Origin of the sequence: Streptomyces sp. NPDC002825, from assembly GCF_040295385.1 — a bacterium.
Taxonomy (GTDB): Bacteria; Actinomycetota; Actinomycetes; order Streptomycetales; family Streptomycetaceae; genus Streptomyces.
On sequence record NZ_JBEOVH010000006.1, the window covers coordinates 20136 to 37882 of the forward strand.

At 73.2% G+C, this 17747-nt stretch carries 15 protein-coding genes; 6 read left to right on the forward strand and 9 right to left on the reverse strand.

What is annotated here, in order from left to right; genetic code table 11:
• Positions 1-3: 3 nt before the first annotated feature.
• On the reverse strand, positions 4-972 hold the full coding sequence (locus ABT041_RS10170) for a hypothetical protein (RefSeq protein ID WP_351182043.1): 969 nt from the start codon (positions 970-972) through the stop codon (positions 4-6).
• Positions 973-986: 14 nt separating this feature from the next.
• Between ABT041_RS10170 and ABT041_RS10175 the strand changes: the two genes are divergently transcribed.
• From ABT041_RS10175 to ABT041_RS10195, 5 genes are all read left to right on the forward strand, one after another.
• Positions 987-2189: a CapA family protein gene (locus ABT041_RS10175; protein ID WP_351182045.1), complete on the forward strand. Its 1203-nt coding sequence runs from the start codon at positions 987-989 to the stop codon at positions 2187-2189.
• Positions 2190-2374: 185 nt separating this feature from the next.
• On the forward strand, positions 2375-4618 hold the full coding sequence (locus ABT041_RS10180) for a HAMP domain-containing protein (RefSeq protein WP_351182047.1): 2244 nt from the start codon (positions 2375-2377) through the stop codon (positions 4616-4618).
• Between the two features lie 7 nt (positions 4619-4625).
• Positions 4626-6143, forward strand: a complete 1518-nt coding sequence (gene pgsB, locus ABT041_RS10185; RefSeq protein WP_351182050.1) for a poly-gamma-glutamate synthase PgsB — start codon at positions 4626-4628, stop codon at positions 6141-6143.
• Between the two features lie 58 nt (positions 6144-6201).
• On the forward strand, positions 6202-6687 hold the full coding sequence (locus tag ABT041_RS10190; protein ID WP_351182053.1) for a poly-gamma-glutamate biosynthesis protein PgsC/CapC: 486 nt from the start codon (positions 6202-6204) through the stop codon (positions 6685-6687).
• A 16-nt stretch (positions 6688-6703) separates the two neighbouring features.
• Entirely contained in the window at positions 6704-7783 is a 1080-nt protein-coding gene (locus ABT041_RS10195; protein ID WP_351182055.1) for a C40 family peptidase, read from the forward strand.
• 74 nt (positions 7784-7857) lie between these two features.
• Here the strand turns inward: ABT041_RS10195 and ABT041_RS10200 are convergent, their stop codons facing one another.
• Positions 7858-8595, reverse strand: a complete 738-nt coding sequence (locus ABT041_RS10200) for a hypothetical protein (RefSeq protein ID WP_351182058.1) — start codon at positions 8593-8595, stop codon at positions 7858-7860.
• A gap of 147 nt (positions 8596-8742) precedes the next feature.
• Entirely contained in the window at positions 8743-9771 is a 1029-nt protein-coding gene (locus ABT041_RS10205; RefSeq protein WP_351182060.1) for a helix-turn-helix domain-containing protein, read from the reverse strand.
• 118 nt (positions 9772-9889) lie between these two features.
• Between ABT041_RS10205 and ABT041_RS10210 the strand changes: the two genes are divergently transcribed.
• On the forward strand, positions 9890-10786 hold the full coding sequence (locus tag ABT041_RS10210) for an alpha/beta hydrolase (RefSeq protein ID WP_351182063.1): 897 nt from the start codon (positions 9890-9892) through the stop codon (positions 10784-10786).
• 19 nt (positions 10787-10805) lie between these two features.
• Here ABT041_RS10210 and ABT041_RS10215 read toward each other — a convergent pair whose 3' ends face one another.
• The 6 genes from ABT041_RS10215 to ABT041_RS10240 all read right to left on the reverse strand — a co-directional run bounded on the left by ABT041_RS10215 (position 10806) and on the right by ABT041_RS10240 (position 17688).
• Positions 10806-12071, reverse strand: a complete 1266-nt coding sequence (locus ABT041_RS10215; RefSeq protein ID WP_351182066.1) for an alpha/beta fold hydrolase — start codon at positions 12069-12071, stop codon at positions 10806-10808.
• An 80-nt stretch (positions 12072-12151) separates the two neighbouring features.
• The gene (locus ABT041_RS10220; RefSeq protein ID WP_351182069.1) at positions 12152-13537 is read right to left on the reverse strand and encodes an aldehyde dehydrogenase family protein; all 1386 of its coding nucleotides are present in this window, start codon (positions 13535-13537) and stop codon (positions 12152-12154) included.
• A gap of 168 nt (positions 13538-13705) precedes the next feature.
• Positions 13706-14614, reverse strand: coding sequence for a dihydrodipicolinate synthase family protein (locus ABT041_RS10225; protein ID WP_351182072.1), 909 nt, complete (start codon positions 14612-14614; stop codon positions 13706-13708).
• Positions 14615-14689: 75 nt separating this feature from the next.
• Positions 14690-16147, reverse strand: coding sequence for an FAD-dependent oxidoreductase (locus ABT041_RS10230; protein WP_351182075.1), 1458 nt, complete (start codon positions 16145-16147; stop codon positions 14690-14692).
• On the reverse strand, positions 16128-16442 hold the full coding sequence (locus tag ABT041_RS10235; RefSeq protein ID WP_351182078.1) for a (2Fe-2S)-binding protein: 315 nt from the start codon (positions 16440-16442) through the stop codon (positions 16128-16130). The genes ABT041_RS10230 and ABT041_RS10235 overlap by 20 nt, the downstream gene beginning before the upstream one ends.
• 70 nt (positions 16443-16512) lie before the next feature.
• On the reverse strand, positions 16513-17688 hold the full coding sequence (locus ABT041_RS10240; protein WP_351182081.1) for an NAD(P)/FAD-dependent oxidoreductase: 1176 nt from the start codon (positions 17686-17688) through the stop codon (positions 16513-16515).
• Positions 17689-17747: the final 59 nt, after the last annotated feature.

Genomic DNA, 17747 nt, shown 5'->3' on the forward strand with positions numbered 1-17747 from the left:
GGGCTAGCGTCCCTGGGCCGTCCATGTGTCCAGGAGGGCGGAGAGGGTTGTCCGGGTCTTGGTGGCCGTCGCGCCGTCGGCCCTCGCCGCCGGAGAGAGTTCCGCGTGGATGAAGGTCGTGTGGTGGCGTCGGGCCGCCTTCCCCTGGGCGTTCGTGGTGCCTTCCAGGGGGCAGCGGTCGGCCCAGCCCCTGCACACGCGGAGGCCGCGCGTCTCCATGTGGGAGGCCAGGGCCGCGGCCTCCGCGGGGGCGGTCTCGACGGCGCCGGTGGAGAGGATGGCTTCGTAGGGGCGCTTCGCGTCCTTGGCGAAGCCGTGCAGCTGAAGGCCGGGAACGCCTCGTTTCTGCAGTTCCGTGACGATCGCGTGGAAGGCGCTGTCGGTGCGGTGGGCGACGTCCGCCGCGTCGCCGCGGCCGGAGGTGCGATGGGCGCCGGCGAGGACAAGGGTGCCGCCCGGAGTCTCCTCCAGGAGCCGGGCGCCGAGCGACTCGGTGCCGCGGTCGGCCACCGGGTGCGGCACCTGCACGCTCCAGCGGATGCCGGCGTCGGCGTCGACGTACAGCCGTCCCCATCGCGCCGGGGCCCCCTCCGCGAGGGCGGCGACCTCGTCGTAGCGGCGGCCGGAGCCGGCGTCGGTGAGCCCCGTCACATGGAAGCCGACGGCGGCGAGGTCCTTTTCGGCCTCCGCGCGCTCGCCGTCCAGCAGATGACCGACGCCGCGGGCGAGGCGCTCGCGCTGGGCAGCGCTGGGGGGCGTGTACGGCGCACGGTCTCCGGCCTGCTGGGCGTACGCGACGATCCGGCCGTCGAGGTCCACGAGCTCACGGCCGCGAGGGCGTTCCGATTCCGCGCCGCCCGGTGCCGCGAACTGGCAGCCGACGAGCGCCAGAGCGAGTCCCGCGACAGCGAGGAAGTGAAGAAAAAGTGATGATCTCGTAACGCCCACAAGGAAGTTGATCTTGAGACTCATGTGAGGATCGGCCGGTGACATTCTGCGATTCTCTCCCCATAGGTCGTGCGCTGGCAGTGACGGCGGCCCTCGCCGCTCTCACCGTCGGCTGTGCGTCCACCCCGACGGAGTCGCAGAGCAAGCCGGGAGGACGTTCGTTCACCGTCGCCGCCGCCGGAGATGTTCTCATCCACCCGGAGCTGGTCGAGCAGGGCGCCCGGGACGCGAAGAAGACGGGCCAGGGGCAGGCCGGACTGGACTTCGGCCCCCTGATGGCCGGTGTGAAGCCGGTGATCAGCAGGGCCGACCTGGCCATCTGTCATCTGGAGACGCCCGTCGGCTCCCCCCGGGGGCCCTGGCAGGGCTATCCGGAGTTCCTGGTGCCGCCGCAGATCCTCACGACCTTGAAGGACGTGGGCTACGACACCTGCTCGACGGCCTCGAACCACACCAACGACCACGGCCTCAAGGCCATCCGCAACACGCTGGACGCGATGGACCGGGTGGGGCTCGGCCACACGGGCTCGGCCCGTACGCCCGAGGAAGCCCAGAAGATCAACATCCGCGACGTCAAGGGCGTCAAGGTGGCGCACCTGGCCTACTCGTGGGAGTCCTTCCTCAACCCGACGTCCGCGAAGGAGCGCTGGTCCTTCAACCGGATCGGCACGGACGAGATCAAGAAGGCCGAGAAGCGGGCCCGGGCGCAGGGCGCCGAAGTGGTGATCCTCTCGCTCCACTGGGGCCTGGAGCACTACAACGAGCCGAGCGTCCCCCAGCTGGAGCTCGCCGAGCGGATCACCAAGGAGACCGGCATCAATCTGGTGATCGGTCACCACGCGCACGTGGTGCAGCCGATCCAGAAGCTGAACGGCAAGTGGGTCGCCTACAGCCTGGGCAACCAGGTGGCCCGGCACTCCACGCCCACGGGGCTGACCGAGGAGGGGGCGATCGGCTGGTTCGAGTTCCGGGAGACCACCTCCGGGTGGGACGTGTCCGCCCGCTACCGCACCACGCTGGTGGACGTTCCGCCCGATGCCGAGCCCGGTGAGAAGCTCCCCGAGGGCGCCGTCCAGGAACACCGGCTCGTGGACGTCCGGCACATGCTCGACCACCCCGAAGGCCTCACCGCGGACCGGCTCTCCCGCTACCGCCTCGCCGCCGAGCGGACGCGCGGCTTCCTCTTCAACCGGGGAGCTCCGGGGGGCGACGGCCTGGCCGAGCTCTCCCTGCAGGACTGAGCCGTCACCCCCGTCCCTCCCCCGCGCGCACCGCGTGCGCGCGTGACCACAGCCGAGCCGGGCCCGCGTCAGCGGCGGCCCTGGTGTGCGGCGGCCGCAGGAACCAGGAAAGAGCAGCAGTGACATCGAGTAATGCCGCGTACCGCGTGCGCGGAGGGCGGCGCCGGAGCCGCAGGCGCGCGGACATGCCTCTCCTGGGCGGCATCCGTCCGCCGATCGCGGTCCTGTGTGTGCTGGTCCTCGGTCTGGCCGGCCTGACGGCCAAGGTGCTCGGCCCCGGCAAGGACACGGTCGTGCCGACGGCGGTGCTCTCCTCTCAGCAGTACTTCGCCGAGGACGGCGCCATCGCGCTGCGCGCCTCGATCGACGAGCGGGTCACCGACCTGGACCGCACCGCCGCCGCGCTCAGCGCGGGACGCCCGGTGAAGCCCGAGCGGATCCTTTCGGACCTGGGCCGCACCTACCAGAAGTGGACCGGCACCACGATCGTCGACCTGGAGAGCGGGGACGTTCTCGCCGCGCGAGGGGAAACGATTCCTCTCTCCTGGCTGGACAAGGACGTCCTCCTCGGCGAGAAGGCGCTGACGCCCCGCATGGTGCGGCTCCAGGCCGGCGACGTGCGCCTGATGACGATGGCCGTGCTGGACTGGCCCGACCGGCCGCAGCAGCTGCTGCTCGCATCGAGCAGCCTGTCCGTGCCGGCCATCAACCTCGGGCCCTTCCGCAGCATGGCCGTGGTCGCCGAGAACGGCGAGATCCTCGGCACGGCCGGCTTCGAGCAGGCCGAAGCCCTCAACTCCGACCAGGAGCGCCAGGAGCTCTCCTTCCTCCACCAGCAGATGAGCCGCCTGGCCGACCAGGCCGCGGTGCGCACCGAGCAGCACCCCGTCCGCGCGAAGGAGCCCGGCTCGCGGGGCTACCCCGGCGTCAGCGGCACCCTCCTGGGCGGCGAGTACAACGGCCGCGTCGCCACGGCCGGCTACGCCTCGCTCGCCTCCGCCAACCCGGAGGAGAAGCACAGCCAGGCGGCAGGTCTCGGGCTCACGGTGGTGGCGCTGCTGCCCGTGGTCAAGCAGCAGACCTCCGACCAGGGCCTCGAACTGTACGGCCTGGCGGCTGCGGGCGTCCTCGTGCTGCTCGGGCTCCTCGCCGTGACCGTCCTGTGGGCGACCGTGCAGCGGCCGCTGCTGCGCCTGTTCCTGGAGTCCCGCCGGCTCGCCCGCGGCGATCTGACCCGTCCGGTCTCCGTGCCCCGCTGGGGAGAGGCCGCCCGCATCGGTGCCGCTCTCGAGCGCCTGCGCCGTCAGCTCGCCGGTGACGGCGCGGGCTCCGGGGCCGCCCCCCGCCCCCGGACCCCGGTCGGCGGCCGCGGTCCGCTGGTGGTGACGGCGGCCCTGCTGCTCCTGTGGTGCGTGCCCGTCGGCCTGCTCCTGAACCGTACGGACGACTCGGTCAGCGTGCCGACCACCATGGTGAACGACCAGCGGGACCGTACGGACCTGATCGCCGACCGTCTGCGCAGGGCGCTCAACGAAGCGCAGGCCGACCTCGTCTCCACCTCGCGTCTGATCACGGAGGAGCACCACGAGGACACCGGCCGGCTCCTGGAGGAGGCGCTCCTCAAGCACCCCCGCTACCGGGCCCTGTACGTCGTGGGCGCCGACGGTGAGGTCGGCGCGCGGGCGGGCTCGGATCCCCACGACTGGAAGCGCGGCAAGGACCTGCCGCTGGTCCGGGTGTCCGGGCAGGGTGGCAAGGAGCCGATCGTCCAGGCCGGCGCTCCGCTGCCGGAGCGGGAGGGCGGCACCCTGGTCGGCGAGATCCGGGTGGACTTCCTCGACTCGCTCCTCGCCCGGCCGGGCCTCGGAGACGTCCGTGTGCTGGACTCCGCCGGGCAGACCGTCGCCGCCGGCAACGGCTTCCTGGCGTTCGAGGAACTCCCGGACGGCGCCCTGAAGGACCTCGTCCGGGCCGCCGGCATGCGGGTCGGCGCGGGTCCCGTCGAGAACGGACTGCTCATCCGGGAGGGGAACGGCGTCACCGTCGCCGCGGCCGCCCCGTTCTCCGGCGGCGGCGTCACGGCCGACATCGGCTGGACCGTCGTCAGCCGCCAGGACGCGGCACGTTTCCAGATCGCCCCGTACGAGCGCGAGGACCGCAGCGTCCTCGCCGGAATGCTCGGGCTCGCCGCGATCATCTTCTGCCTCGGCTGGGTCCACCTCGTGGTGATACGGCCCTTGCGCGCCCTCGCCGTCAGCGCCGAGAAGCTCGTGGACGGCGACCTCAAGACCGTGCTGTACCCCCGGTACCAGGACGAGGTGGGCGCCGTCGTCCGCAGCCTCGAACTGCTGCGCCAGCAGGCGCAGGCCCACAGACACAACCACGCGCGCCGGTCCGCGGAGACCCGGCCCGGCGTCGGCGGAAGGTGACAAGTCCGTGCTCTACCTGTACTTCGTCCTGCTGATCAGCGGAGTGCTCCTGCTGATCGCGGGCATCGTGGAACAGCGCCGGCACTACGCCGCCCTCCACATCATCCCCACCCGGGTGCTCGTCAACGGCATCCGCGGCAAGTCCTCCATCACGCGGCTGTGCGCGGGAGCGCTGCGCGGCGGCGGTCTCGTGACCGTCGCCAAGACGACGGGCACGGCGGCGCGCTTCATCCACCCCGACGCGACCGAGGAGCCCGTCTACCGGAAGTTCGGCATCGCCAACGTGGTGGAGCAGATCGGCATCGTGCGGCGGGCCGCCACGTACCGGCCGCACGCCCTCGTCATCGAGTGCATGGCCGTCATGCCCGCGCTGCAGGAGGTCAACCAGAGCAAGCTGATCCGCTCGACGATCGGCGTCCTGTGCAACGTCCGCGAGGACCATCTCGCGGAGATGGGCCCCACCCTGGACGACGTGGCCCGCTCCCTGTCCCGCTCCATGCCGGAGAACGGCGTCTGCGTGACCGCGGAGAGGGAGCGCTTCCACATCCTGCAGGAGGAGGCGGACGCCCGGAACTGCCGGCTCGTCTACGCCGACCCCGAGACGGTCAGCGACGCCGAGCTGCGCGGCTTCAGCTGGTTCACCTTCAAGGAGAACGTCGCGATCGCCCTCGCCGTCGCGGAGCTCCTCGGCATCGACCGGGAGGTCGCGCTGCAGGGCATGTACGACGCCCCGCCGGACCCCGGTGTGCTCTCGGTCGAGCGCTACGTCACGCCCGGCAACCGGCGGCTCGCCTTCGCGAACGTCTTCGCGGCGAACGACCCCGAGTCGACCCTCATGAACGTGAACCAGCTGCTCGACCTCGGAGCCATCAGCCGCCCGCTGAACGTCGTCATCAACTGCCGGCCCGACCGTGTCGAACGCAACGGGCAGATGGGCGAGATCATCCCCGACCTGCGGCCGGACAACGTCTTCGTCATCGGTCACCCCTCGAAGAGCGCCATCGACGCCATCCCCGCCGCCTGGCGGGACCGGGCGGTCGACCTCGGTGGCGACCGGCGCCCGGCCGAGGAGTTCATGCCGGCCCTGCTCGACCGGATGCCCGACGGCTCCTCGCTCGTCGCCATCGGCAACATCCACGGCCAGGGCGAGGAGCTGCTCGAATACCTCGCCGAACTCCCGGCCGACGACAGCACCGACGCCGGCGCCGACCACCCCGCCGACCACGACGCGGACGGCACCTGGCCGCAGACGGCACCGGCGGGCCACGCCCAGCCGCCGCGCCTGGACCCGTACGCCTCGTACCCCCTGGCCCAGGAGGAGCGGTACCAGGCCGCCCAGACCCAGGAGATCCCCCTGGTGCGCATCCCGCTCCAGCCGACCACCGACGTCCATCCCGGACCGGTGGTGCTCACGGCCCGTCGCGGTCCCGACGACGGATGGAGCGTGCCCGGCCCCGAGGAGTCGTTCGACTGGTTCCACCAGCCGCCCCATGGGGGCGACGACCACGCCCAGCCGCACTCCTGACCCGCCGGTCCCCGCCGACCGCCCGCCTCACCACCCGTAACCGCGCCCGGAGCCCCCGTTGACCACCGCCGCACTGACCCCCGAGATGGCCGCCCTGGGCATCGCCATCGGTCTGCTGTTCTCCCTGCTGTGCTATCTCACGACCAACCTCTCCCCCGGCGGGATGATCACCCCGGGCTGGCTCGCCCTCACCCTCATCGAGGACCTCCAGCGCGCGGCCATGGTCGTGGGCGTCACGGCACTCACCTACGCGGGTACGAAGGTCATGCAGCGCCTCGTCATCCTCTACGGCAAGCGGCTGTTCGCCGCGGTGGTCCTCCTCGGAGTGCTCCTGCAGGCCACGGTGATGATCGTCCTCTCGCTCGAGTTCCCCCTGCTGTACGGCAACCAGACCCTCGGGTTCATCGTGCCCGGCCTCATCGCCTACCAGCTGGTCCGCCAGCCCAAGGGGCCCACGCTCCTGGCGACGGCCTCCGTCTCGCTCCTGGCCTACATCGTCGTCGCCGCCGGCCTGCTGCTCGGCGTCATGCCCGCCGCCGCCTGACAACCAAGGAAGAACCATGGCAGGGAAGAAGAAGTCACGCCCGCTCCTCTCGGGCCTCGCGGTGCTCGGGCTCGTCGCGACCTCGGGGTACCTCACCCTCGAGCTGCGCAAGCAGGAGGACCAGGGCGTCACCGAGGTGCGCAACGTCGGCGTGCTCAACGGGACCGGGAACCAGGCGGGTGCGGCCGAACCCACGGGCGGGGAGCGATGGTCCCGTCTGGAGAACCCCGCGCGCAGCGTGCTCCGCGGCGCCGACGGCCAGGTCGAGGCGGTTCTGACCGACGGCGCGCGGACGGCGAAGCTCACGGGCCCGGCGCGTACCTTCGCCGAGCCCACCTCCACGGCCTCCAAGGTCTCCACGACCGACTGGATCCGGCTCATGCCGAAGCCCTGGGCCAAGGGCGCGGAGAACGAGAAGTGGTTCAAGGACTGGTACGCGGAGAACGCGGGCAGCAAGGAGGACGACATCTTCGCGTTCGCCTTCCAGTACGTGGCGGGTGCGGCCCAGCGCAAGGACGAGCAGGGCCGTGTCTTCGCGGGCGACGCCAACTTCGGCCCGCTGAACACCACCGGGGCCGAGGGCGGGGACCTCCGCCTGGAGCAGTCCGACTTCTACGACTACCTGGGCCTCCCGTACCCCTTCCGGGACGGCTCCGTCGGTACACCGGAGGCCATCCGGGCCCGGTCCCTCGACTGCTCCGGCTACATGCGCATGGTCCTCGGCTACCGCGCGCGCTACCCGCTGATGTCCTCGGACAAGTCCGGCGACGGCCTGCCGCGCACGGCGAACGGCATGGCCCGTTCCGACCAGGGCGTGGACGTGCTGCCGCTGACCGGGATCGCCCCCCAGGACCGGCCCACCGCCATCGACCAGCTGCAGCCGGGCGACCTCGTCTTCTTCAAGCTCGACACGCGCACCGGGCAGCGGCTCGACCACGTCGGCATGGTCCTCGGTCACGACACCGAAGGGCACCTGATCTTCGTCTCCAGCCGTGAGGAGGTCAACGGCCCCACGATCGGCGACATAGGCGGCGTCTCCCGCCTCGACGGCAACGGCTACTACGCCAAGACCCTGCGCAGCGCGAAGCGCCTCTGAGGACCGGAGGAGGCGGTCAGCGCGCTCCGTCCACCCCCGGTCGCCTCGGTCGCCCCCGAGAACGGCCCGTACGCCTACCGCCCGCGCATCAGTTCCAGGTCCTCGCCCCAGGCGTCGAGCACCTCGCCGTGTCCATGGCGTCGGGCTGCTTCCTCCACCCGGGCGAAGAGCCGGCGTTGAGCGGACGCGTCCCCCGACCCCGAGATGCGGCCCACGGCGTCGAGGAGCTCGTCGGTGTCCCAGCCGGGCAGCGGGTACCGGGCGAGCTCCCACTCCAGGTACTTGTTGTAGGGACGAGGCCGACGATCGAGCGCGAAGAGCAGTTCAAGGAGGTGGCCGATGCTGTCGGTGGCGTCGAGCCGGGCCGCGAGACCGTGTCCGTCCCGGTCGTTCTTCAGCGAGCGGTAGAGGGAGTTGGCGTAGGCGTCGAGCCATGGCGCGGCGGCGCGGGACGCTTCGTCGGCGGTGAGGCGGGCCTTGGCGGCCAGGATCCGGCCGATGTCTCCGTCGAGCCGGTCGAGCACGACCCGGGCGCGGGCCAGGGCGTACCGCTCGAAACCCGGCATTCCCAGGTCCCGGAAGGAGTCGAGGGAGAGGAGGACGAGGTCGAGCTCGCGGGTGCGGTGCCCCGCGTACCGGGTGAGCGGCGTCGACGCGCCTTCGGCGAGGACGACGTACAGGTCGTGGTCGGAGTGCTCTGTGGTCATGCCCGCGTGCGCCCGGGATCCCTTGAGGACGAGACCGACGACGGCCGGGTCGGCGGACGCGAGTTCGACGAACGCCTCGTACGTGAGGCGGTGTTCAGCGGTCATCGGGCGATCACGCACGCCCCGAGGACCCGGTGCAGCCGTTCCTCGGCGGTCCGGGTGAGCAGCGGGGGCAGGAGGGTGTTGTTCATGATCGCAGGAAGACTCTCAGGCGGGGCCCGAGCCGTCAACGCCCTTTCTCCACGTGGTCGTTCAGTCGTCGAGCAGGCGCCAGGTGGTGAGGGCCAGTCGGGCGCGGGTCAGGCCCGTGGGGGCGGTGAGGTCCAGGGTGAGGGTCTTGCCGATGTGATCGAGGCGGCGGGCGATGCTGCTGTGGTGGAGGTGGAGCAGGTCGGCCGCGCGGCGGACGGAGGCGGTGGCGCAGTAGGTGTCGAGGGTCTCCAGGTCCTCCGGCGACAGGCGGGAGATCGCGGTCACGTCGGGGTTGTCCCGTACGGCGTCCTCGGGGATGTCCGCGAGGAGGGCGAGCGCGCCCAGGTCGCTGTGGTGGACGACCGGTTCGCGCGGGGAGGTGAAGCGGAGCGCGGTGCGGGCCCGGCGCCAGGAGCGGTCGGGGCTGTCGGTGGCGCCGATCCCCGCTCGTACCCCTGCGGGAAAGCCCGTACGGTCCAGGGTGGTGGCCAGGATGACGCCCACGTCGGCGAGCGGGGCCGCCTTCACCGGACGGGCCGGGCAGACGAGCGTTCCGACGCGGTCGAGCGGCAGGCAGGTGCGTACGGCGGCGACGTGGACGGGGAGGTCGGGGGCGAAGCCCAGGAGGCGGAGCGCGCGGGCCCGGGCGGCGTCGTCGCTGTCGGAGCTGACGACCAGTTCGACGAGGGCGGGGTCGGCCATGGTGGTGCGGGCGGGGCCGTAGCGTTCGGCGGCGGCCGCGGCCGCGATCGCGAAGCGGTCGAGGAGGACCTCGTCGAGCGGGTTGGGCGGGCCGGGCCTCTCCAGCCAGACCGTGCCGATCTCCTCCTCGTCGAGGGTGATCGGTGCCTCGGTGGACGCGGGCGCCGGCGGGGTGGACGCCTGGGTGCCGTGCGGCGAGACACGGGTCGTACGCCCGGTGCCGTGGAGCCGGATCCCGGCGACGCATTCGGCCAGGCCCGCCGAGGCGCGGGTGAGGGCCGCGAGATCGACGCGGCGTCGCATCAGGGTGTCGTAGAACGCCACGATGCGCATCGCGCCGTCCACGTACGGATCGAGTCCCGACAGCCGTACGGCGAGTGCCTCCATGGCAGAAGGATGGCAGACGCACGGCCACACCGAGGCGCGCCGATCGGCGCGTGATCGGGGCGGGATGCGCGACGGACGGCGGGTGATCGCGCGGACGCGCGCACGGAGGATGGCCGTCATGGATCCCGAACTCGAAGCGTTCATCCCCTTCTTCCCGCAGAACGATCTGTCCGACCCGGTCTCCTCCCGCATGTACTTCGGCTGTCTGGCGGCCGCCGTGCCCGCACCGGACACCTCCGGGATGGAGGTCGAGGACCGTGTCGTGCCCGCCGACCCGGACGTGGCGGTACGGATCTACCGGCCGCGCCAGGCGCAGGGCGCCGTGATCTGGCTGCACGGCGGCGGTTTCGTCATGGGCGACGTGGACACGGAGCACCCGTGGGCGACCCGTATCGCGGAGAGTTCCGGCGCGGTGGTGATCTCGGTCGGCTACCGGCTGGCGCCCGAGAACCCCTTCCCGGCCGCTCTGGACGACGCCTACGCCGTCCTGCGCTGGGCCGCCGGGCACGCCGCCGAGCTCGGCATCGATCCGGCGCGGATCGCGGTCGGCGGCCACAGCGCCGGCGGCGGACTCGCCGCCGCGGTGGCGCTGCGGGCGCGTGACGAACAGGGGCCGCCGGTCCGATTCCAGCTGCTCAACCAGGCGGGCCTCGACGACCGGCTCGACACGTGGTCGGCCCGGAACTTCACGGACACGCCGTGGTTCCACCGGGGCAAGGCGATCGCCGCGTGGCGGCACTACCTGGGTTCCCGGCCCGCCACGCCGTACGCCGCCCCCGCACGGGCCGCCGACCTGTCCGGCCTGCCGCCTGCCTACGTCGCCACCGCCGAGTACTGCCCCAACCGCGACGAGGACCTCGCCTACGCCGTCCGGCTGCTCCGGGCGGGCGTGTCCGTCGAGATCCACCAGTGGCCCGGGACGTTCCACGGCTCGCAGGCGATCCTCTCCGCCGAGGTCTCACAGCGCCAGAACGCCGAACTCGGGGCCGTACTCCGCCGCGCCCTCGCCGACTGAGCCGGCGGTCTCCGCTCTCTCAGGCCCGGCCCGCCGCCCTCTCCATCAGCCCGGCGAGGACCCGGCCGCCCGAGGCCGCGAGGCCGTCGTGCTCCCACTCGTTGGTGACCCACACGCGCGTGGCGCCGATCTCACGGGCCGTACGCAGCGAGAGGCCCGCGTCCACGTACATGTCGTCGTGGTAGACGATGGCGGCGAGCGGCACCTCGTTCGCCGCGAGGCGGCGCGGGTCGTACAGGGGCGGCCAGTCGGTGCGTGCGGCGAGGAGGTCGGCGGCGTCGGCGAAGGGGCGCAGGCCCCTGATCTCGCGGAACATCCACGGGTACATCATCTCGCCGGTGAGCAGCAGGGGGTCGGCGTCCTCGGCGAACTCGGGGAAGTCGTCCAGGGCGCGGGCGGCCGCCCAGTCGGTCGGGCCCTCGCCCTGCCCGTACAGGCTCTCCTGCAGGACGGCGAAGAGTGGGGCGTCGGCGAAGCCGGTCAGGGTCATCACCTGGTGCAGGAAGGTGTCGGTCAACTCGCCGCCGGCGTCCTGGGCTTCGTCGAGCAGCCAGTGGAGGCGCTCGAAGCCGTCGCCCATGCCGAGGACGAGTCCCAGTGTGCGCAGCCTGCGCGGGGTGAGCCGGTCGCCGTCCGGCAGGCGGACGTCGCCGGCCGCGAGGAGGTCGGCGATCTTCCGCAGCCGGGGAGCGTCCTGCGGGTAGCGGGCGTAGAAGTCCAGGACGCGGTCGCGGACCCGGGGGTACGTGCGCGCGTACACGTCGTCGGCCGTGGCGGTGAGCCCCGGCAGGCCTCCCGTGACGTAGCAGGCGCGCAGCCCCTGCGGGGCCCGGGAGAGGTAGGTAAGAGTGAGGAAGCCGCCGTAGCTCTGGCCGAGGGTCTCCCAGGGGGTGTCGCCGCAGAGTGCGCGGCGTATCAGTTCCGCGTCGGCGACGATCGAGTCGGCGCGGAAGTGCGCGAGATGGCCGGCGAGGCGCTGCGGGGAGTCGAAGCGGGCGGCGGAGCGCGCGGTGACCGGGCTGGAACGGCCGGTGCCCCGCTGGTCGAGGAGCAGCACCCGGTGGGTCTTCAGGGCATGTGGCAGCCAGCCGGGCGTACCGGCGGACGGCCGGGGCGATTTGCCGCCGGGTCCGCCCTGGAGGTAGAGCAGCCAGGGCAGTTCCTCACCGGCGCGGGCCGGGTCGGCGACCTCGCGGGCGAAGACCTGGAGGGTGGGGCCGTCGGGGGCCCGGTGGTCCAGGGGGACGGTGAAGGTGTGGTCGACGGTCGCGTACGCGGGGTTCATGGGTCCTCTCGCTGCGGTGGGGGCGTTCCCTCGGTGCGTACGGTGGTGAACCTTCGAGCGGGGCCCACCACCGTACGGGGTCAGGCCGCCGGGCCCGCCGGCGCCAGGGTGTACGTCCGGCCCGACGTGTAGAACTCCAGGCCGGCTCCGCCCTGCTCGCGCGGCCCGTGGCTGGAGGCCTTGGAGCCGCCGAACGGCAGGTGGAAGTCGACGCCGGTGGAGGGGGCGTTGATCCGGATCATGCCGGTGTCCAGGAGGTCGAGGCCGTTCAGAGCCGTGTTGAGGTCCGCGGTGTGGACCGAGGTGACCAGGCCGTACGGGACGGAGTTGGTGATCCGGATCGCGTGGGCGAGGTCGTCGGCGGCGAGCAGAGACGCGACGGGGCCGAAGACCTCCTCGCGCAGCAGCCGGTGCCCGGGCGACACCTTCTCGACGAGGGTCGGGGCCGCGTACCAGCCGGGCCGGTCGAGCGCGCTGCCTCCGGCGAGCGTGCTCAGCCCTCGGCAGGCCTCGACCATCCGGTCGCGGGCGCCTTCCTGGATGAGCGGTCCGCACACGGTGGCCGGGTCGGACGGGTCTCCGACCGGGAGGGCCCTCAGTGCTTCGGAGAGCGCCTCGCGCAGCGGGTCGAGTGCGGAGCCGACGGCGATGACACGACTGGTCGCGGTGCACTTCTGGCCCGCGTACCCGGCGATGGAGGCGGCGATGTGTCCGGCCGCCTGTTCGATGTCCGCGTCGGGCAGGACGAGCGCCGCGTTCAGTCCGCCCATCTCGGCCTGCGCCGGGATGCCCCGGGCGGTCGCGGCCCGGGCCACGGCCTGGCCGACGGGCGTGGATCCGGTGAAGGAGACGACGTCGACGGCCGAGACGAGCGCGTTGCCCTCGGTCGGGCCGCCGGGCAGGACGGTGAACACCCCCTCCGGTACGGCCTTCTGGACGATCTCGGCGAGGCGCTGGGCGCAGGCCGTGGCCTCGGGGGCGGGCTTGAGGACGACCGTGTTCCCGGCCGCGAGCGCGGGCGCGGCCTTCCAGGTGGGGATGGCGAAGGGGAAGTTCCAGGGCGTGATGAGCCCGGCCACGCCGTGCGGGCGGCGCCGGGTCAGGAGGAGTCCGGCCCCTGCGGCGGTCTCGTGGACGGCGCCGGTGGACTGGTAGGGGGCCTGGGCGTAGTAGCGCCAGATCGCGGCGGTACGGGCCACCTCGGCCCGGGCCTCGGAGAGCGGCTTGCCGACCTCGCGCACGGCGAGTTCGGCGAGTTCGCCGGCCGCGGCGTCGACGGCGGTGGCGATGGCGTCGAGGGCGGCCGACCGCGCGGCGGCCCCGGCGAGCAGCCAGCCGGGCTGCGCCGCCCGGGCCCGCTCGACGGTGTCGACGGCGGCGAAGGCACCGGGAGCGGCCGTCTGCAGGAGCACGTCGGCCGGGTCGGCCGGGTTGCGGGAGACGAGGGTGGGAGGTGCGTCGGTCACGGGAGGAGGCCTCCGGGGAGGGGTTGGACTGGGAAAGGGTTGTCCGGGACGGGGGGTGCCCGGGAAGGGCGACGTCCGGGAGGGGCGGCCGGGCAGGAGGCGCCCTGGGACGCCGTCACGCGCCCGCATCCGCCCCCCGGCCTCGGCCGCGCCTGCCCGAGCCCGGTCTCAGTGGTGTCCCTCCGCCACCGCCTTCTCCGTCGCCGTTCGCACCGCCGTCTCCGTCGTGCCGGTGAGCGGGTGGCGCGGCGGCCGGGTGGGGCCGCCGGGGCGGCCGGCGATGTCCATGGAGAGCTTGATGGACTGGACGAACTCCGTCTTCGAGTCCCAGCGCAGCAAGGAGTGCAGGGACTTGTACAACGGCAGCGCGGTCGTCAGGTCGCCCGCGACGGCGGCGTGGTAGAGCGTGGCGCAGCTGGCGGGGAAGGCGTTGGGGTAGCCGGCGATCCACCCGACGGCGCCGGCCACGGCCAGCTCCAGGAGGACGTCGTCCGCGCCGATGAGCAGGTCCAGCTCGGGGGCGAGTTCGGCGATCTCGTACGCGCGCCGCACGTCGCCGCTGAACTCCTTCACCGCGACGATGCTGCCGTCGCCGTGCAGCCGGGCAAGGAGGTCGGGGGTGAGGTCGACCTTGGTGTCGAAGGGGTTGTTGTACGCGACGACGGGGATCCCGACTCCGGCGACCTCGGTGTAGTGGGCGCGTACGGCCGCCGCGTCGGCGCGGTAGGTGTTGGGCGGCAGGAGGAGGACCGAGCCGCAGCCGGCCTCGGCGGCCTGCTCGGCCCAGCGGCGGGACTCGGCGCTGCCGTAGGCGGCGACGCCCGGCATGACGCGGGCCCCGTCGCCGGCCGCTTCGACGGCGGTACGGACGACCTGGGCGCGCTCGGCGTCGGTGAGGGTCTGGTACTCGCCGAGGGAGCCGTTCGGGACGACGCCGTCGCAGCCGTTGGCGATCAGCCAGGCGACGTGCTCGGCGTAGGCGTCGTGGTCGACGGAGAGGTCCTCGCGGAAGGGGAGGGTGGTGGCGACCATGATGCCGCGCCAGGGGCGGTCGGTGTTCCAGGTGGTGGCGGTCATGTCGATGACCTTTCTATAGTGTGTGACATTTTACAGATTTCCAAAGGGGAGAGGCCCGCACGGGCCTCTCGGGCTCTAGGAAGCCTCGGGTTCCGGTTCCTCCTCCGGGGCTTCCAGGGCGGCGAGCGCCGACAGCCGGACCGGCACGGCGAACGGGCGCCGCTCCGCGGGCGGTTCGGTCGCACCGTCGCGCGCGGCGAGGCAGGCGACGGCCGTCCCGCACATCCGGCCCTGGCACCAGCCCATGCCCGCCCGGGTGAGGAGTTTGACGGTGCGCGCGTCCCGTGCGCCGAGCTCGGTGACGGCCGCGCGGACGCGACCGGCACTGACCTCCTCGCAGCGGCAGACGTCCGTGTCGTCGGTGAGCCAGCCCTGCCATCCGGGGCCCGGGGCGTGGGCCGCGGCCATCACGTCGGCGAAGGCGCGCATCCGGTCCCGGCGGCGCCGGAGCTCGGCGACCCGGCCCTCGCCGGCAGGGCGACCGAGGAGTCGCGCGGCGATGGCCCGGGCCGCCAGCTCGCCTTCCGTGCGGGCGAGTTCCGCCCCACCCACGCCGCCGGTCTCCCCCGCCGCCCACAGTCCGCGCTCCGAGGTCTCCTGGAAGTCGTCCAGGGCCAGGCCGAGGGTGCCGTCGGGGAGCGCCCGGGTGGCGCAGCCAAGGGTCGTGGCCAGCTCGATCTGCGGGACGAGGCCGTGGCCGACGGCCAGGGCGTCGCAGGCGATCCGGCGGCCCGTTCCGGGTACGGGGCGCCAGTCGGCGTCCAGGCGGGAGACGGTCACGCCCTCGACCCGGCCGGTGCCGTGCACTTCGGTGACGGCGCTGCGCAGCCGGACGCGGACCCGGTGCCGGAGCAGCCCGGCTCCGTGCAGCACCGCTTCGGCGGCCTTCCCCGGGTTGGCCAGGAGCGCCCGGGGGCTGCGGGCGTACCGCAGATAGCCGGCGGCCTCGACCACGGCGGGCACCTGCGCGCCGGCGGCGGCGAGGGAGGAGGCGACGGCGAGCAGCAGGGGGCCGCTGCCGGCCACGACGATGCGGCGGCCGGGCAGCACGAGGCCGGACTTGAGCATGGCCTGGGCTCCTCCGGCGCCGACGACGCCGGGCAGGGTCCAGCCGGGGAACGGAAGTTGGCGTTCGTAGGCGCCGGTGGCCAGCAGCAGGGCGCGGGCCCGGACGCGCACGGGCCGCTCTCCGTCGCCGTCGGCTCCGGTGACCGCGTGGACCGTCCAGGTCCCGTCGCCCTCCCGCACCGTGGACCACACGTGGTGTCCGGCGAGGTGGGAGACGCCGCTTCCGGCGAGGCGGCGGCGGAGGTCGGCGAAGGCGGACCAGTCGTGGTGCAGCGCCTCGGGCCGCACGGCGCCGAGCGCGGGCGCGGGGTGCCGGTAGTACTGGCCGCCGGTCTGGGCGGAGGTGTCGAGGAGGGCGACGGTGAGGCCGAGTTCGGAGGCCGTGACGGCGCCGGAGAGTCCCGCGGAACCGGCTCCCACGACCGCCAGGTCGTACGTCTCGGGCTCAGACGGTGAGACGGTCATGGCCGTGGCCCTCCTGGGTGGTGATCGTGTCGCCGGGGCGGGCGGGGACCAGGCAGGCGCGCCGGTTGGGTTCGCCGTTGACGGTGGCGAGGCAGTCGTAGCACTGGCCGATGCCGCAGAAGGCGCCGCGCGGCCGGCCGCCGTCCCGGGTGGTGCGCCAGGCGAGGATGCCGGCGCCCCACAGGGCGGCGGCGACGGTCTGGCCCGGCAGGGCGGTGACGCGACGGCCGTCGAAGGTGATCTCGAACGGCGGATCGGGCTGTGCGCCGACGAGGTCGGCGGGGGTGCGGGCCACGGGCCCTCCTCTCGTGACGGTGGGTGCGCGCACCTCGGGGGCGCGGTGTCGGTGGATCGGATCCCGTACCTCAGGGCGCGGTGCCGGTGGCCGAGGGGGCGTCGCCGAACCGGTCCGGCCGGAACGGGTGGATGTCGACGGGCGGTGCGGCGCCGGTGATGCAGGCGGCGACGATCCGCCCGGTCACGGGGGCGAGTCCGATGCCCGCTCCTTCGTGGCCGCAGGCGTGGAGCAGGCCGGGGACGCGGGGGTCGGGGCCGATCGCGGGAAGGTGGTCCGGCAGGTACGGGCGGAAGCCGAGGTACGTGCGGATGGCCCGTACGGTCCCGAGGACCGGGAACAGCGCGGTGGCCCCGGCGGCGAGCCGGCGCACGACCTCGGTGGAGAGCGTGCGGTCGAAGCCGACGCGTTCCCGGCTGGCACCGATCAGGACGGGGCCCGCCGGTGTGCCCTCGACGACGGCCGAGGTCTGGAGCGCGGCGGAGCCGCTGGCGACGTCCGCGACGTAGTCGGCGGCGTACACCTTGTGGCGCACGACGCGCGGGAGCGGTTCGGTGACGAGGACGAAGCCTCTGCGGGGCAGTACGGGCAGGTGGACGCCCGCGAGTTCGGCGAGGGCGCCGCCCCAGGTTCCGGCGGCGTTGACCACGTACGGGGCGTGGAGCTCGCCGGCCGTGGTCCGTACGCCGCGAATCTCTCCGGCCGCGCCGGTGAGCAGGGCCGTGACCTCCTCGCCGAGGCGGAGCCGGATCCGGTCGCCTTCCGTGCGCAGCAGCGCGGCGGCGGCGTGGGCGGGCATCACCTGGGCGTCCTGGGGATAGTGGAAGCCGCCCGCCAGGGTGGGTGCGAGGTGGGGCTCCAGGTCGTGGAGCCGGTCCGCGGAGACCTCCTGGCTGGTGACGCCCGCCTTCTCCTGGCGGGCCGCGAAGTCGCGCAGGGCGCGCATTCCCGGCTCGCCCGAGGCGACGACGAGGCCGCCTTTGGCCTCGTACTCGACCTGCGGCGGGAGCAGTTCGGACAGTTCCCGCCACAACGCGGTCGCGATCAGGGCGAGTTCGAGTTCGGGTCCGGGTTCCTTGTCGGAGACCAGGAGGTTTCCCTCGCCCGCCCCGGTCGTTCCGCCGGCGACGGAACCGCGGTCGACGACGGTGACGGTGAGGCCGGCTCGGGCGGCGTAGTGGGCGCAGGCCGCGCCGACGACGCCGGCGCCGACGACGATGACATCCGAGGTGTTTCTCGTGGGCACGGCAGTAATATTTCACATGGCACTGGAGTTGCCAAGGGCCGTGGGGAGCTTCTCAGTTG

Coding starts and splice junctions, on each gene's coding strand:
- ABT041_RS10195 (WP_351182055.1), top strand. CDS start 6,704: ATGGCAGGGAAGAAGAAGTCACGCCCGCTCCTCTCGGGCCTCGCGGTG.
- ABT041_RS10180 (WP_351182047.1), top strand. CDS start 2,375: ATGCCTCTCCTGGGCGGCATCCGTCCGCCGATCGCGGTCCTGTGTGTG.
- ABT041_RS10210 (WP_351182063.1), top strand. CDS start 9,890: ATGGATCCCGAACTCGAAGCGTTCATCCCCTTCTTCCCGCAGAACGAT.
- ABT041_RS10200 (WP_351182058.1), bottom strand. CDS start 8,595: ATGACCGCTGAACACCGCCTCACGTACGAGGCGTTCGTCGAACTCGCG.
- ABT041_RS10170 (WP_351182043.1), bottom strand. CDS start 972: ATGAGTCTCAAGATCAACTTCCTTGTGGGCGTTACGAGATCATCACTT.
- ABT041_RS10230 (WP_351182075.1), bottom strand. CDS start 16,147: ATGACCGTCTCACCGTCTGAGCCCGAGACGTACGACCTGGCGGTCGTG.
- ABT041_RS10225 (WP_351182072.1), bottom strand. CDS start 14,614: ATGACCGCCACCACCTGGAACACCGACCGCCCCTGGCGCGGCATCATG.
- ABT041_RS10205 (WP_351182060.1), bottom strand. CDS start 9,771: ATGGAGGCACTCGCCGTACGGCTGTCGGGACTCGATCCGTACGTGGAC.
- ABT041_RS10215 (WP_351182066.1), bottom strand. CDS start 12,071: ATGAACCCCGCGTACGCGACCGTCGACCACACCTTCACCGTCCCCCTG.